This window comes from Novosphingobium sp., assembly GCF_020852455.1.
GTDB lineage: Bacteria > Pseudomonadota > Alphaproteobacteria > Sphingomonadales > Sphingomonadaceae > Novosphingobium.
Window position 1 is genome coordinate 18,799 of the sequence record NZ_JADZAT010000030.1, and the last position, 13,406, is coordinate 32,204.

Below are 13,406 nucleotides of genomic sequence, written 5' to 3' on the forward strand. Positions count from 1 at the left end.
AACCAAGTGCTGAACGAGTCGCCAGTCGGAATCGGCGGATTAGCGCGCTGCTGCGCCGAGCCGTGCCAGATCGGCCCCATCGACCCGCATCACCGTCCAGTCGTCCATCAGCCGCGCACCCAGCTTCTGGTAAAAGCCGATCGCCGGCGCGTTCCAGTCCAGCACCGACCATTCCAGCCGCGCGCAATCGCGTTCACCGGCCAGCATGGCGAGGTGCGCAAGCAATGCCTTGCCCAGCCCCGATCCGCGCGCCTCGGGCCGCACGAACAGGTCTTCAAGGTAGATCCCGGGCTTGCCTTCGAAGGTCGAGAAATTGTGAAAGAACAGCGCAAATCCTTGCGGCGTGCCGTCGATCTCGCCGATCACCACCTCGGCATAGGGACGCTGGCCGAACAGCTTCTCGCCCAGCACGGCCTCGTCAAAGCGAACCTCGTGGGCCAGCTTTTCGTATTCGGCCAGATCGCGGATCAACTGCGCGATCAGCGGCAGGTCGGCCGGGGTGGCGGGGCGGATCGAAAGCGTCATGAAGCCAGAAGTCCCTTGATACGCGGCCACAGCACGCCGAGCGCGAGGCCCGCCATGACCAGTGCGAAAGCGGTCAGTTTCCAGGTCTGGAGCGGCTCGCCCAGCACCAGGGCCGACGTGCCCAGGCCGAACACCGGCACCAGCAGCGAAAGCGGCGCGACGCTGCTGGCGGGGTGGCGCGCCAGCAGCCAGCCCCAGACGCCATAGCCGAACATGGTGTTGCCGACCGATTGCCACAGCACTGCCGCCCAGGTCACCCGGTCGGCACTGGCGATCCCGGCGGCGATCCGCGGCCAGCCTTCCAGCACCAGCGCAAAGCCCAGCAATGGTGGCAGCGCGAACAGGCTCGACCAGACGACATAGGCCAGCATGTTGACCGGCCCGGCCGCGCGGCTGACCATGTTGCCCCCGGCCCAGCCGCCCGCCGCGCCCAGCACCAGCACCAGCCCCAGCGGGGTGGCGCTGCCATCGGTGTGCAGCGCAATGATGACGATCCCGGCGCTGGCCAGCAGCAGCGCGCCCAGCTGATAGGCGGCGGGGCGTTCCTTGCTCAGCCAGGCGGCCAGTCCGATCGTGAAGAAGGCCTGGGCCTGAACCACCAGGCTGGCCAGGCCCGGGGTGATATCGGCGCGCATCGCGGTAAACAGCAGCCCGAACTGTCCCGCTCCGATCAGCACGCCATAGGCCGCCAGGTTGCGCCACGGCACCCGGGGGCGCGGCAGGACCAGCGCGAGCGGAAAGAAGGCCAGGGCAAAGCGCAGAAAGGCCAGGGTCAGCGGGGGCAGATGCTCGACCCCGAACTTGATCACCACGAAGTTGGAACCCCAGACCGCGGTTACGGCCAGGGCCAGCAGCAGGTGGAGCAGGGGCAGGCCGGGGCGCGCAGCGGTCATTGCCGCCAGCCCTAGGTTTTCGATTGCAACTTGGCAACCGGGCTTCAGCGCGGGCGGATCACCATGCGGTCACCGTTGAGGCTGACCCCGCCCAGCTTGCGCAGCACGGTCTGGCCCAGCAGGTTGACGTTGAGCCCCTGGACCACAACCGCATCGACATTGCGCAACTGGGTCCCGGCGACCTCGATTTCGTCCAGCATCACGGGCGCGCCATAGCCCACGCCCGAAGCGGTCTGCATGATCGGCTGGAATTCGCCATAGGTCAGCCCAAGCGCATCGGCCTCGGCCTCGGTCAGGGCCACCATGTCGGCCCCGGTATCGACCAGGAAGCGTACATCGTTGCCATTGACCCCGGCATTGACGTGGAACTGGCCCGAGCTGTCGCGCTTGAGCAGCAGTGCGTCACTCTCGCCCACGGGCTTGTCCGGGTGCTGATCTGCCGCATCGGCACTGGCAACCGCGACGTCCGGTTCGGGCGACGGGATTGCCACTGCGAGCAGGCTCATCAGGCCAACGGCCAGGAGCGCAATGGCATAGAGCCGGTGCATGGCCCGCAGCCTAGCGCCGGCAGGTTACCGAAAGCTTGAAGGCGCTAGAGCCTGTCCTGATTAGGCGGAGGCGTCGGCACGGAGCCGAATTTGGCTCAGCGTGAGGCGCGAGGAGGGAGCCATGCCGTCGCATAGTGACCGACGAGCAACGTGGCGCTGGGCCAAATTCGGCCCGCCCCTGCGGGGTCGCATCAGGAAGGCCGCTGGCGGCGTCGCGTCGCTTGCAGGGGCAACCAGCCCCTGCTGCTCGCCGCTCCTATCCAGCGGCCTTCCTGATGCGATGACGATGCCTCCAGCTAAACAGGACAGGCTCTAGGCCGCCTTCCCGTGGGTCACGTCCATGCTGACCGATTGACCGGCCTCGATCTCGGCGGCCTTGGCTTCGACCAGCCCCACGATGTGCGCGATCATGTCGGCGTCCTGGACGTGGTGGTCGGTCACCCCCGAAAGGTAGACCATGTGCTTGCCGTTACCGCCGCCGGTGATGCCGATATCGGTTTCGCGGGCTTCGCCGGGGCCATTGACAACGCAGCCCAGCACCGAAACCGACATCGGGGTCTTGATGTGGCCAAGCGCCTGTTCCAGCCGTTCGACCGTGCGGATCACGTCGAAACCCTGCCGCGCGCAGCTTGGGCAGGAGACGATCCGCACTCCCCGGGTGCGCAGGCCCAGGCTCTTGAGGATCTCGTATCCGACCCGCACTTCCTCCTCGGGCTCGGCCGAAAGCGAGACGCGGATCGTATCGCCGACCCCGGCCCACAGGAGATTGCCGATCCCGATCGCGCTCTTGACCGTGCCGCCGATCAGCCCGCCGGCCTCGGTAATCCCCAGGTGCAGCGGGCAATCGACCGCTTCGGCCAGTTGCATGTAGGCGGCGACCGCCAGGAACACGTCGCTGGCTTTCACCGCCACCTTGTATTCGTGGAAATCGTGATCCTGCAGCAGCTTGATGTGATCGAGCGCGCTCTCAACCAGCGCTTCGGGGCAGGGCTCGCCGTATTTTTCGAGCAGGTCCTTTTCCAGGCTGCCGGCATTGACCCCGATCCGGATCGCGCAGCCGTTGGCCTTGGCCGCGCGGACCACTTCGGCCACGCGTTCGCTCGATCCGATATTGCCGGGATTGATCCGCAGGCAGGCCGCGCCGGCATCGGCCGCTTCCAGCGCGCGCTTGTAGTGGAAATGGATGTCGGCGATCAGCGGCACAGTGGCGGCGCGGGCGATCTCGCGGAACGCGGCAGTGCTCGCCTCGTCCGGGCAGGAGACGCGGATCAGGTCGGCCCCGGCATCCTCGCAGCGGCGGATCTGGTCGATCGTTGCTGCGGCATCGCTGGTCAGGGTGTTGGTCATGGTCTGGACCGTGATCGGCGCATCGCCGCCAACGGGGACCTTGCCGACCATGATCTGACGGGACTGACGACGCGCGATATCGCGCCACGGACGAATAGACATGGCCGCGCATATAGGCGCGCCGGTGCTGCGGATCAAATGGAGAGGCGGTGCAGGCACTGCGGCCGTGCACCGCCTTCCGGTATCAGAAGTCCAGCCCCAGCCGCACGAACAGGCTGCGCCCGGCGGCGGGCAGGCGTTCACCCAGGCCGACATCGCCGCCCGGCACGCGGTTGCGGCCGGCCAGATGATCGGCATAGCGGCGGTCGAACAGGTTCTCGATCCCGCCGCTGAGCTGGACCGTCTTGCCCAGATCAAGCCCGAACCACAGGTTGGCGCTGACCCAGCCGGAGCTGGGTGCTTCGCCATTGGTGGCCGAAACCTTGCGCTGGGCCGCAGCGCCGACCAGTTCGCCGCTCAGCGACCAGCCTGTGCCCTGCCAGGCCAGCGCCACCCGGCCATTCAGCGGGGCGATCCGATAAAGGTTGTCAGCCAGGTCGCGGCGCTGGCCGCGAACATAGCTGACGGTCGCATCGAAGCGCAGTTGCGGCAGGATCTGCCAGCCCAGATCGGCATCGAAGCCGTACAATTCGGCATCGACATTGCTGGCGATCAGCGGAGTAGAATCGCCGTTCATGGTCGCGATCGCGATCTGCAGCGGCATGCTGGCGGGCACCGGACCGCCCTGGATGTAATGATCGACCCGGCGGTAGAACAACGACGGGCGCAGGCTCACACCGCCCACGATCACATCCACACCGGCCTCTGCGGCCCAGGCCACTTCGGGGCGCAGCGTCTGCCGGCCGATGTAGATGTTGCCATCGGCCAGCCCGCCGCTGGCCTCGGTCGGCAGCCAGCTGAACCGTTCGACCGCATTGGGCACGCGGCTTTTGCGCGACAGGACCAGCCGCGGCCGCAGCGCGCCGTCTTCGCGCCACACCCGCAGCACCGCGTCCCAGGTGGTGTCGCGGCGCGGCGCGTTGCCCAGCGCGGTCTGGTTGGCAAGGTTGACGATCATGGCCGGAACGCCGCTGCCGACCGCCGGATTGGCCATCTGCGCCCGGTGCCAGTCGATCCGCAGGCCAAGATCGGCCTGCCAGCCCGCACGATCGAACCTGGCCTCGGCAAACAAGCCCAGCCGCGACTGTTCGATCCGATCCAGCGAGGCGATGAAGAAGGCGGGGTTGTTGGGATTGCTGATCGTCACCGTGCGATCGACCTGGGCCAGATCGGCGCCCAGCGCCAGCGGGCCGATTCCGATCCGCGCCCGGGCCGTCATGGTCTGGGCCTCGGCATAGGAATAGCGGTACTGGGCGGCGCTGGTCGGGGCCGGGCGCAGGCTGAAATTGTCCATTCCGTGCCGCACATCGACATAGCCCAGTTCAAGCGCGAGCGGCAGCGCGCCGATCCGCCCGTCGAAGCCCAGCCGCGCAAAGTCGGTGTGGAAATAGTCGATATCCATCGCATAGGGCGGGTTGCCGCTGGGCCCGGTTTCCTGCCGTCTGAGGTCGAGCGACAAGGTCTGCCCCTGGCTGCGGAAGCCGGCGGACAGGCCATAGGTCAGCCGTTCATAGCCGGTGTCGCGGGCATGGCCGCCGGGGATGCGATAGTCGCTGCCCTGTTCCCATGACGCGATCACGCCCAGCCGTAACCGCTCGCTGGCCAGCCCCGCCACGCCGCCGGCGGCATAGCCCTGATCGGCGCTGCGGTAACTGGCTGCCAGGCTGGCCTGCGGGGCCAGCTCCGTGCCGCTGCCAAAGCGCACCGACTTGAGCCGGGCATCGACCATGGCGCCCATTCCCGGCCCTTCGCTGACCGGCGCCGCGCCGCGGCTGACCTTGATCGTATCGAGCAGGATCGCCGGGGCATAGTGCAGCGGCGGGTCCATCGCATTGGGCCCGCCGGTCTGGAAGCTTTGCCCGCCGACCCGGATCGCCAGGCGATCGGAAAACAGCCCGCGAAACTGGACCTGGCCGGAAATCGGCCCATTGCCGATCAGCGCCGCGCCGGGCAGCCGCGCGGTGAGCGCCGCTGCATCGGGCAGGCTGGCATGGCCGCTAAGCGGATCGGTTGCTTCTTCGAGCGGGGTCTGGCGCTGGCCGGTCACCACGATGGTGTCGGTCAGCGGGGCGGCGTCATCATCTTCGGCTGCGGCCGGCATGGCGCACAGCAGCAACGGCAGCGCCAGCGCGGCGCTGCAAAGCAGTCTGGTCATGGGAAAACTCGCTTGAACTTCGAATATCGGGAAAAGGCGAAGGTCAGGCGGTTTCGGGCGGTCCCCGGGCCGGAGGTCGCAGCGTGCGGGCGGCTACCAGCCGCGCGGCAAGCAGGGCGGGCGGAACCGGCGCTTGCAGCGCCGGCGGTTCGGGCAGGATCAACGCAGGCGGCAGATCGGCCAGTGCGGTGGCCAGTGCATAGGGACAGGGCGCACCCTTCTGTTCGGGCGTCTCCTGGTGCAGCTTGCCATCCTCGCCCAGCACCATGAAGGCTGGGCCGCTGCCGGTACAGATCGCCACGCGGATCCCATCGGGCGCGGCGACCGGCATCATTCCCTGCGGCAGCATCGCGCGGACCAGCAGCACCAGCGCCAGCAAGAGCCAGCCGCTGCGTCGCCAGACAGGATTTCGCGCGATCATGCCTGCGCCGATAGCGGCTGGCGCCGCCGCGTCAAACCGAATGGATCAAATTTCAGAGCATCCGCGCGAACAGGAATTCGGGATCGTACTGTTCGCCGACCTTGAAGGTGATGTCGGCGACCTTTTCAAAGCCATAACGCTGATAGAACCGGTGCGCGCCCTCGTTCTCGGAATAGACCGACAGCTGCACCTCGTCTGCTCCGCGCGCGGCGAACTGGGCCATCGCCCAGTCCATCAGCGCCTTGCCGATGCCCATGCCGGTGGCCCCGGCGGCGGCGTAAAGCTGCTTCAGCTCCATCACCCTGTGTCCGCGGGCATGCTGGGGAAAGCCGCAGGTCAGGCTGATCTTGCAATAGCCCACCAGGACGCCATCGGCCTCGGCCAGCTGGTAAACCCGGTCCGGGTTCGCCATCTCGGCGGCGATCGGGCCTTCCTCAAGGCTCTCGGCCAGGAACGTCGCCAGGTCCTGTGCCGAATAGAGTTCGGCAAACTTGGCGTTGAAGCTGTCGATCGCCAGCCGCGAAAGCGCGGGGATATCGGCGGGGGTTGCGGGGCGCAGGGTAAGTTCGGTCATAGGTCCAGGGTCATGAAGCGGCTGAAGGGATCCGGTTGATAGTCGGCAAAAGGACCGCAGTCCACGAAGCCGTTGGCGAGGTACAGCCGGTGGGCGGGCGCGAAGTCTTGCGGGGCGCCGGTTTCCAGACTGACCCGGGCATAGCCGCGCGTGCGGGCTTCGGTCAGCAACCGGTCAAGCACCGCCTGGCCCGCGCCCTTGCCGCGATAGGCCGGATCGGCGCGCATCGATTTCAGCTCGCCATGGCCGGGATCAAGCTGCTTGATCGCCCCGCAGGCGGCCAGCCTGCCTTCGTGCCAGGCTGAATAGAACGTCACGTCGCCTTCGCGCAGCCGTTCGACCGGCATGGCATGGACGCTTTCGGGCGGGGACCAGGCGTGCATTTCATCGAGATGCAATTGCAGCAGCGCGGTCACTTCCGGGCCGCTCAGGTCATCCTCGATGATCGTGTAGGACAGCGTATCAGGCATGCTTGTCGGCCTTGCGCTGACCCATCCGCATGCCGGTTTCCAGCCGGCCGCGCAGCTGGGTGTAATAGGCCTCCAGGAATGCGCGTTCGTCGCCCGCGCCGGGGTTCCAGCCGATCTTGCGGCAGATCGCCTCGTGCACCGCGACCAGCGCCTCGGGCCGGTTCTCGCGCAGCACGCGTTCCAGCGTCTGCAGCTCGAACTCGCCATAGATCGCCAGCTCGGCCTCGCCGAAACGATAGGCCGCGCCGGTGGTCTGGCTGGTGCCAGTGGTGGCTGCGGCCCCGGTGCTCATCGCCGCTTCCAGCTTGCTCTTGGGGGCCTCGACCACCCAGGTCCCGCCGACCAGATCGCCGGCGCGCAGGCGGTCGTGGTTAAGGAACGGGAACAGGGCAAAGACCGCCAGCCAGGCCAGCGCCGCCCAGGCCACGATTCCGCCGCCACCCACCACTTCGGCCATGGCGGCGAGCGGCAGGGTCAGTTCAACGTCGCGCAGCAGATTGCGGGCCAGCACCATCTCGGTTGACAGCCGCCCGCCATCGCGTGCGGCCACGCGGATCCCGGTCATCCGCTTGCCCGGCGTGGCCCCGCGCGGGCCCAGTTCGAAATACAGGAAATAGCCGTGCCGGAACAGGAACATCAGTGCGATGTAGAGGATGATCAGGAACTCCAGGCTGTACCGGGCCGAACCCTGCAGCTTATCGAGATCCTCGCCGACAGAGCGCAGCATGCCGATCCCCGAATAGGCCAGCACGACCGTAACCAGAATCACCGCCGCCAGGATGATCGCCAGGTCGATCAGCAGCGCGCCGAACCGCGTGCCCCGGCTGGCCAGCGTCAGCGGCAGCGCAATGCCCTCGGGCGTGACCAGCGTGCGCCGCCGGTCCGATCGTTTGGGCCGCCCAGGGTTCTTGACAGCGTGTTCGCTCATTCGGCGTCGCTCGTCGCCGGAACCCGGCGGAACAGGAAGAAATAGGCCAGCCAGAAGGCCAGGATCGTGTAGCCCACCACCAGCCGCTGGGTGGTGTCATTGATCAATTGCCGGCCCAGCCCTTCGAGCATGCCGGCGCAGACCAGCATGAAGACCACCCCGGCCATCACCACGGCGGCGCGCTGTCCGGCCGCAGCGGCGGCTTCCAGCACCGATCGATCGCCCGGAAAGGCCATCGAACGTCCGACATGCAGCCCGGCCGCGCCCGACAGCAGGATCGCGAACAGTTCGGTGGTGCCGTGGATCGAAAGCCAGCCGATCAGGTCGATCAGCAGGCCCTTGTCATCGTGGAGCCACAGCATCGCGCCCAGCAGGGTGGTGTTCTGGATCAGCAGCAGCAGCGGCGGGATCCCGAAGGCAAAGCCCAGCGCAAAGCACAGGATCGCCACCCCGGCGTTGTGACTGAACAGGCTGGCGGCAAAGACCGACAGACCCTCCTGACCCTGATTGCCGAACAGCACCTCTTTGAGCTCTGCGGCGCTGGCGCCCGGCACGCGCGGATCGCCATCGGCGGGGAACAGGGCATAGTACCAGTCGGGATCGTGCAGGCAGAGCTGCCAGCCGATCACCGTGCCGGCGATCATCAGCAGCAAGGCCACCGCCATTTCGCGCCAGATCGAGCGGACCGCGCGGCCCCACTCGCCGCCAAAGAACCGCCCCAGCCATGACCACAGCGTGGTGCGCGGGCCATAGACCAGGAACCAGGCGCGCTGGACCAGGCTTTCAAGATAGGCGAGCGTCGCCGCATCGAGCGAGGTTTCGCGCGCGACCGACAGGCTTGACGCGACCGTGCGGTAGAGCACCGGCAGGGCCAGCACGTCCTCATCCGCGATCCGGCGCAGGCGGCCCTTCTCCATCCGCGTGACGATCGCTTCCAGCCGCTTCCAGTCGCCTTCGCGGTCCTGCCGGAACCGGTCGCTGCGCAGCGCCGCCGCTTCGATCGCGGCCTGGGCTTCCTGGCCTTTGGTAAGGGAAAAGAGTGCCATCAGTCCGCGCTCCTCATCCGATCGCGCCCTTGCGCTTGATTGCCAGGTAGGCATCGATCAGGCGCGTGCCGATCCGGCCATAGGGCGCCTCGATCACATCGACCCCCAGCTGGCGCAATTGCGACAGCACCAGCGCGCGCTGGCGCAGCAGGGCGTCGGCCGAAACCGCCATGGCCAGCCGCTGCAGGTCCTGCGGATCGTCCTGGGCCATATGTTCCAGCTCCTCGTCGTGCATGGTGACGAACAGCACCAGATGGCGCGCGGCCAGTCGGCCGATGCTTTCGATCATCAGCTGGGCGCTGGTCGGATCGGTGAAATCGGAAAAGACCACGATCAGGCTGCGGCGTTGCAGCCGTCCGGCCAAGGTTGCCAGCGCCAGGGTGAAGTTGGGTTCCTGCGCGTGATAGTCCAGCCCGGCGGCGGCCTGTTGCAGCCGGCGGAAGTCGCGCGCGTCGGTGACGAAGGGGGTGAACAGTTCGGGCCGCGCGGCAAAGCCGAACAGCGCCACCCGGTCGCCGCCCTTCAGCGCGACATAGCTGGTGGTCAGCGCGGCGGTGACTGCCCGGTCGATCCGTGGCAGGCCATCAACCGGTTCGCACATCGCCTGGCCGCAATCGAACGCGAAGACGATCTGGTTGTTGCGCTCGGCCTCATACTCCTTGGCATAGAGGTGGGCGTGGCGCGCGCTCGACTTCCAGTCGATCCGGCGCTTGTCCATCCCCGGCTGGAATTCGGCCAGCGCCTCGAACATCGTGCCTTCGCCGCGCATCCGCCGCGCGATCAGGCCGAATTGCGAATCCTTGAGGAAGGTCTGCAAGGCCGGGCTGCGCACCGGGGCCAGATTGGGCCAGACCCTGACGTCCTGCTCAACCGGCTTGCGAATCTGACGCGCGCCAAGCCCCAGCGGCCCGGCCCAGCGCAGCCACAGCTCTTCGATCTCGCCGGTCCCGCGCCGGGTCGGGCGATAGCCGATCGCGACCTGCCAGGCGCCGTCCTCCAGCCGGAACAGCGCGGCTTCGCTGCGCCCGCCCGCCAGCAGCCGTTCATCGCTGGCGATCGCGCAATGGACCTGGCTGCGCAGCCCCCCGGAAAAGCGCGCGAACAGCTGCAACCAGCCTTCTTCGCCCACTTCGACATCGGGAATGATCGTCAGCCGGACATCTTCGGCCCGGCCGGCCAGCAGCGCGTCGATCACCACCAGTGCCAGCACCGCCGTGCCCAGCGCGGGCGCAGCGGCCCAGCTGCCGGGCACGAACACCGCCAGCAGCAAGGCCACCGGCGCTGCGGCTGCCACCAGCAGCGCGGCGCGGGGCGTAGGGACGAAGGTGGCGCGAGCTGACATCGGACCTAGCGCGGCGCCTCGGTGCTTTCGACCAGTTCGGCGACCAGTGCCTCCACCTGCTTGCCTTCGATTTCGGCGGCGGGTGACAGCAGCAGCCGGTGGCGCAGCACCGGCGCGGCCAGGGCCTTGACGTCGTCCGGCAGGACATAGTCGCGCGCCTCGATTGCGGCCCGGGCGCGGGCGGCATTGGCCAGCAGCACTGCCGCGCGTGGGCTGGCCCCGCTGGCCAGGTCCGCGCTCTCGCGGGTGGCGCGGACCAGCCGGACGACATAGTCGATCACGCTTTCGGCCAGGGTGATGCCCTTTACCGCTCTTGCCGCAGCGGCCAGCGTGGCGGCATCGGCGACCGCTTCGATCCCCAGGTCGGCCGGGCGGGAGGGGCCGGCGCGCTCACCAAAGGTGGCGACGATCTTCGCTTCCTCGGCCGCGCTGGGATAGGGCACCAGCAGCTTGAACAGGAACCGGTCAAGCTGGGCTTCGGGCAGGGGATAGACCCCCTGGCTTTCGATCGGGTTCTGGGTGGCCACCACCAGAAAGCTGGCGGACAGCGGGTGCGCGGTGCCGTCCAGCGTCACCCGGCGTTCCTGCATCGCCTCCAGCAGGGCGGCCTGGGTCTTGGGCGGGGTGCGGTTGATCTCGTCGGCCAGCAGCAGGTCGCAGAAAATCGGGCCGCGGGTCAGCGTGAACTGGTTGGTCTGGAAGTTGAACAGGTTCGATCCCAGGATATCGCCCGGCATCAGATCGGGCGTGAACTGGATCCGTCCGAAATCGAGCCCGAGGCTGGCCGCGAAGCATTGCGCCAAAAAGGTCTTGGCGGTGCCGGGCGGCCCTTCCAGCAGGACGTGGCCTTGCGCCAGCAGGGCGATCAGCAAGGCATCGACCGTGCCGGTCTGCCCGACCACTCCCTTGGCCACCTGGCCCCGGATCCGCGCGGCAAGGTTGCCGACCTCGGCCAGGGTCATCGTTGCGTCAGTCATCGCGTCAGGGTCCTTTCAAGCGAATGGAGCACTTGGGCCGCGCGCAGCATGTCGCGCGGGCCCTTGGCGCTGCGCAGGTTCGCAGCGGCGGTGGAAAAGAGGGTGGCGGCGGGATCGCGCGCAGCCAGCGCCCGGTCGATCGCGCGCTCGGCGGCTTCGGCATCCAGCCGCTGGGGCAGCGCCAGCGCCTTGACCAGCCGGTCACGCGCGGCATCGGCATAGGGCGCGCCAACCAGGTGCAGCCGCTTGGCCCGGCGCAGCAGCCCGGCGGCATTGCCGACCAGCGCGCGCTTGCCGAAGGCCAGGCTGCGCCGCGCGATCAGGGCCGGGCCAAAGCGGAAATAGGCCCGCCACAGCGCCACCGCCGCAGCCAGCAGCAGGCACAGCGTCGCTGCCAGGAACGGCGGGGTAAAGGCCAGCTGCAGCAGGCTTTGCGAGCGGCCATAGCCGGCCAGCGTCAGATCGAAGACCACCTTCTTGTCATCGCCGTCCAGCGCGGCGTTGAACAGCCGCTCGGCCATCAGCGCATTGGCCTGCCGGGCCATGCCATAGTTGTTGAGCAGGTCGGCATCGAAGACCAGCACCAGCGGATAGGCTTCCGCATAGTCGCCGGTTTGGCCGGGGCCGACCACTACCGCTGGCGGCCCGTCCTGGCGAATGTCCTCGCTCTCGTCCTCGGTTATCGGCACATCGGCATCGGGATAGCCTTCCAGCCCGGTCTGTTCCGGCTCAGGCTCTGCGGTCAGGGCCGCCCTGCGCAATCCGGGATAGTCACCGCCGTCGGCCAGGTAACCGGCCAGCAGCCGGGCGCTGGTGCCGGTTTCGACCAGCGGGACAAACTGCCCGCCACGTGCGGAAACCACGTTTCCGGGATCGGCCATCCGGGCATTGGTGCCAAAGCCGAACCATTCCTGCGCCCGCGGCTCGTTGCGCTGCGCCTCAAGTTCCACCCCGATCTCGTCGTGGAAACCCTTCCACTCCGGTATGCGCGGTTCGGCCAGCATGACAAAGCCCGGTTTGGCCTTGGGGTTGAGCGATCTGGGGATGGGCAGGGCCAGCCACTTGGGCATGATCAGGATCGTCGGTCCGACGAAGCGGTGCTGCTCGACAACTTCCGCGATCTCTTCGATCTTGGCATCATGGGTCGGGGTCAGTACCAGCAGCCCTTCCTGCTTCAAGCCGGGCCGCGACTGGACCCGGCCGACCTCGAACCCGCGCGCCTTGAGATAGCCGGCCAGCGCGGCATAGCCGTGCAGCCCCTTGCCGCCGACATGGCCGCCCGAAGGCTGCGGGTCGGGATCGGCCATGCCCGAACCGATCGTCCACAGCAGCGCGACAAAGGCCAATGCTCCCAGCAGCACCAGAGCCAGGGCCGTGCGCGGGCTGAACGGGCCGGAGCGGCGCGTGCTCATGCCGGCAGCCGTTCCAGCGCGAATTCGGCATAGGCAGCGCGGGCCGCCTGCCAGTCGGCCGCATCAAGGCTGCGCAGCGCGAACAGGCTGCGTTCAACCCGCTCGGCAATCAGTGTGAAGGTGCTGCGCGCGGTATCGGGCAAGGCGGCGATCCCGGCGATCTCGCGTGCGGTGCTGGCACGTTTGACCCAATCGGGCCGCGCGGCCTGGATCTGCTGGACCGAGCGGCGCAGCAGCAGGTGGGTCGCCTCGTCGAACCGGCCCTCACCGGCCAGCCGGTCGGCATCTTCCAGCAAGGCCAGCGCTTCGGCCTGATCGGGGCGCCACTCCGGCTCGGCCAGGGCCTTGTCCTTGCGCTTCCAGCCCAGCCGCAAAGGCTCGGCAAAGCGCCAGGCGGCGTAGAGGATGAACAGCACCACCAGCCCCAGCAGGATCCATTGCAGGACCGGCCAGGATACCCCCAATGCCCGCCCGACCGGTTCGAACAGGCTGCGCAGAAATTTGCCCAGCGCCTGCAGCCAGCCCGGCACTTCGGGCGGCTTGGCGGTGATATCAAGCGGGGTGTACTGGATCGACGGGTCGGCGTGGACCTTCTGCCACGCCTCGGCAGCGTTCTGTGCCGCTTCGGCCCCCTTGATCGCAGGTTCACTGGTGCTCACGGATGCCTTG

14 protein-coding genes are annotated in these 13,406 nt (G+C 67.9%); all 14 read right to left on the minus strand.

Features of this window, described 5'->3' with window-relative positions:
• Positions 1–39 precede the first annotated feature (39 nt).
• The 14 genes from IT549_RS13705 to IT549_RS13770 all read right to left on the minus strand — a co-directional run bounded on the left by IT549_RS13705 (position 40) and on the right by IT549_RS13770 (position 13,396).
• Positions 40–525 (minus strand): GNAT family N-acetyltransferase, encoded by a 486-nt coding sequence (locus IT549_RS13705; protein WP_292974137.1) that lies wholly within the window; start codon positions 523–525, stop codon positions 40–42.
• The gene (locus IT549_RS13710; RefSeq protein WP_292974138.1) at positions 522–1,418 is read right to left on the minus strand and encodes an EamA family transporter; all 897 of its coding nucleotides are present in this window, start codon (positions 1,416–1,418) and stop codon (positions 522–524) included. Before IT549_RS13710 ends, IT549_RS13705 begins: the two co-directional genes overlap by 4 nt.
• A gap of 44 nt (positions 1,419–1,462) precedes the next feature.
• Positions 1,463–1,966, minus strand: a complete 504-nt coding sequence (locus IT549_RS13715; protein WP_292974139.1) for a TIGR02281 family clan AA aspartic protease — start codon at positions 1,964–1,966, stop codon at positions 1,463–1,465.
• A 312-nt stretch (positions 1,967–2,278) separates the two neighbouring features.
• The gene (gene ispG, locus IT549_RS13720) at positions 2,279–3,415 is read right to left on the minus strand and encodes a flavodoxin-dependent (E)-4-hydroxy-3-methylbut-2-enyl-diphosphate synthase (RefSeq protein ID WP_292974140.1); all 1,137 of its coding nucleotides are present in this window, start codon (positions 3,413–3,415) and stop codon (positions 2,279–2,281) included.
• Positions 3,416–3,497: 82 nt separating this feature from the next.
• Positions 3,498–5,567, minus strand: a complete 2,070-nt coding sequence (locus IT549_RS13725) for a TonB-dependent receptor (protein WP_292974141.1) — start codon at positions 5,565–5,567, stop codon at positions 3,498–3,500.
• A 43-nt stretch (positions 5,568–5,610) separates the two neighbouring features.
• A complete protein-coding gene (locus tag IT549_RS13730) occupies positions 5,611–5,988 on the minus strand; it encodes a DUF2946 family protein (RefSeq protein ID WP_292974142.1) in 378 nt (125 codons plus the stop codon).
• A gap of 52 nt (positions 5,989–6,040) precedes the next feature.
• Positions 6,041–6,562 (minus strand): GNAT family N-acetyltransferase, encoded by a 522-nt coding sequence (locus IT549_RS13735; RefSeq protein ID WP_292974143.1) that lies wholly within the window; start codon positions 6,560–6,562, stop codon positions 6,041–6,043.
• Positions 6,559–7,032 (minus strand): GNAT family N-acetyltransferase, encoded by a 474-nt coding sequence (locus tag IT549_RS13740; protein WP_292974144.1) that lies wholly within the window; start codon positions 7,030–7,032, stop codon positions 6,559–6,561. The genes IT549_RS13735 and IT549_RS13740 overlap by 4 nt, the downstream gene beginning before the upstream one ends.
• Positions 7,025–7,960, minus strand: coding sequence for an RDD family protein (locus IT549_RS13745; RefSeq protein ID WP_292974145.1), 936 nt, complete (start codon positions 7,958–7,960; stop codon positions 7,025–7,027). The genes IT549_RS13740 and IT549_RS13745 overlap by 8 nt, the downstream gene beginning before the upstream one ends.
• Complete coding sequence (locus tag IT549_RS13750) at positions 7,957–9,006, minus strand: stage II sporulation protein M (protein ID WP_292974146.1); 1,050 nt, start codon at positions 9,004–9,006, stop codon at positions 7,957–7,959. Before IT549_RS13750 ends, IT549_RS13745 begins: the two co-directional genes overlap by 4 nt.
• Positions 9,007–9,019: 13 nt before the next feature.
• A complete protein-coding gene (locus tag IT549_RS13755) occupies positions 9,020–10,348 on the minus strand; it encodes a DUF58 domain-containing protein (protein WP_292974147.1) in 1,329 nt (442 codons plus the stop codon).
• Positions 10,349–10,353: 5 nt separating this feature from the next.
• Complete coding sequence (locus IT549_RS13760; protein ID WP_292974148.1) at positions 10,354–11,325, minus strand: MoxR family ATPase; 972 nt, start codon at positions 11,323–11,325, stop codon at positions 10,354–10,356.
• Positions 11,322–12,737, minus strand: a complete 1,416-nt coding sequence (locus tag IT549_RS13765; RefSeq protein WP_292974149.1) for a DUF4350 domain-containing protein — start codon at positions 12,735–12,737, stop codon at positions 11,322–11,324. Before IT549_RS13765 ends, IT549_RS13760 begins: the two co-directional genes overlap by 4 nt.
• On the minus strand, positions 12,734–13,396 hold the full coding sequence (locus IT549_RS13770) for a hypothetical protein (RefSeq protein WP_292974150.1): 663 nt from the start codon (positions 13,394–13,396) through the stop codon (positions 12,734–12,736). Before IT549_RS13770 ends, IT549_RS13765 begins: the two co-directional genes overlap by 4 nt.
• Between the last annotated feature and the right edge of the window lie 10 nt (positions 13,397–13,406).

Coding starts and splice junctions, on each gene's coding strand:
- IT549_RS13705 (WP_292974137.1), bottom strand. CDS start 525: ATGACGCTTTCGATCCGCCCCGCCACCCCGGCCGACCTGCCGCTGATC.
- IT549_RS13710 (WP_292974138.1), bottom strand. CDS start 1,418: ATGACCGCTGCGCGCCCCGGCCTGCCCCTGCTCCACCTGCTGCTGGCC.
- IT549_RS13715 (WP_292974139.1), bottom strand. CDS start 1,966: ATGCACCGGCTCTATGCCATTGCGCTCCTGGCCGTTGGCCTGATGAGC.
- ispG (WP_292974140.1), bottom strand. CDS start 3,415: ATGTCTATTCGTCCGTGGCGCGATATCGCGCGTCGTCAGTCCCGTCAG.
- IT549_RS13725 (WP_292974141.1), bottom strand. CDS start 5,567: ATGACCAGACTGCTTTGCAGCGCCGCGCTGGCGCTGCCGTTGCTGCTG.
- IT549_RS13730 (WP_292974142.1), bottom strand. CDS start 5,988: ATGATCGCGCGAAATCCTGTCTGGCGACGCAGCGGCTGGCTCTTGCTG.
- IT549_RS13735 (WP_292974143.1), bottom strand. CDS start 6,562: ATGACCGAACTTACCCTGCGCCCCGCAACCCCCGCCGATATCCCCGCG.
- IT549_RS13740 (WP_292974144.1), bottom strand. CDS start 7,032: ATGCCTGATACGCTGTCCTACACGATCATCGAGGATGACCTGAGCGGC.
- IT549_RS13745 (WP_292974145.1), bottom strand. CDS start 7,960: ATGAGCGAACACGCTGTCAAGAACCCTGGGCGGCCCAAACGATCGGAC.
- IT549_RS13750 (WP_292974146.1), bottom strand. CDS start 9,006: ATGGCACTCTTTTCCCTTACCAAAGGCCAGGAAGCCCAGGCCGCGATC.
- IT549_RS13755 (WP_292974147.1), bottom strand. CDS start 10,348: ATGTCAGCTCGCGCCACCTTCGTCCCTACGCCCCGCGCCGCGCTGCTG.
- IT549_RS13760 (WP_292974148.1), bottom strand. CDS start 11,325: ATGACTGACGCAACGATGACCCTGGCCGAGGTCGGCAACCTTGCCGCG.
- IT549_RS13765 (WP_292974149.1), bottom strand. CDS start 12,737: ATGAGCACGCGCCGCTCCGGCCCGTTCAGCCCGCGCACGGCCCTGGCT.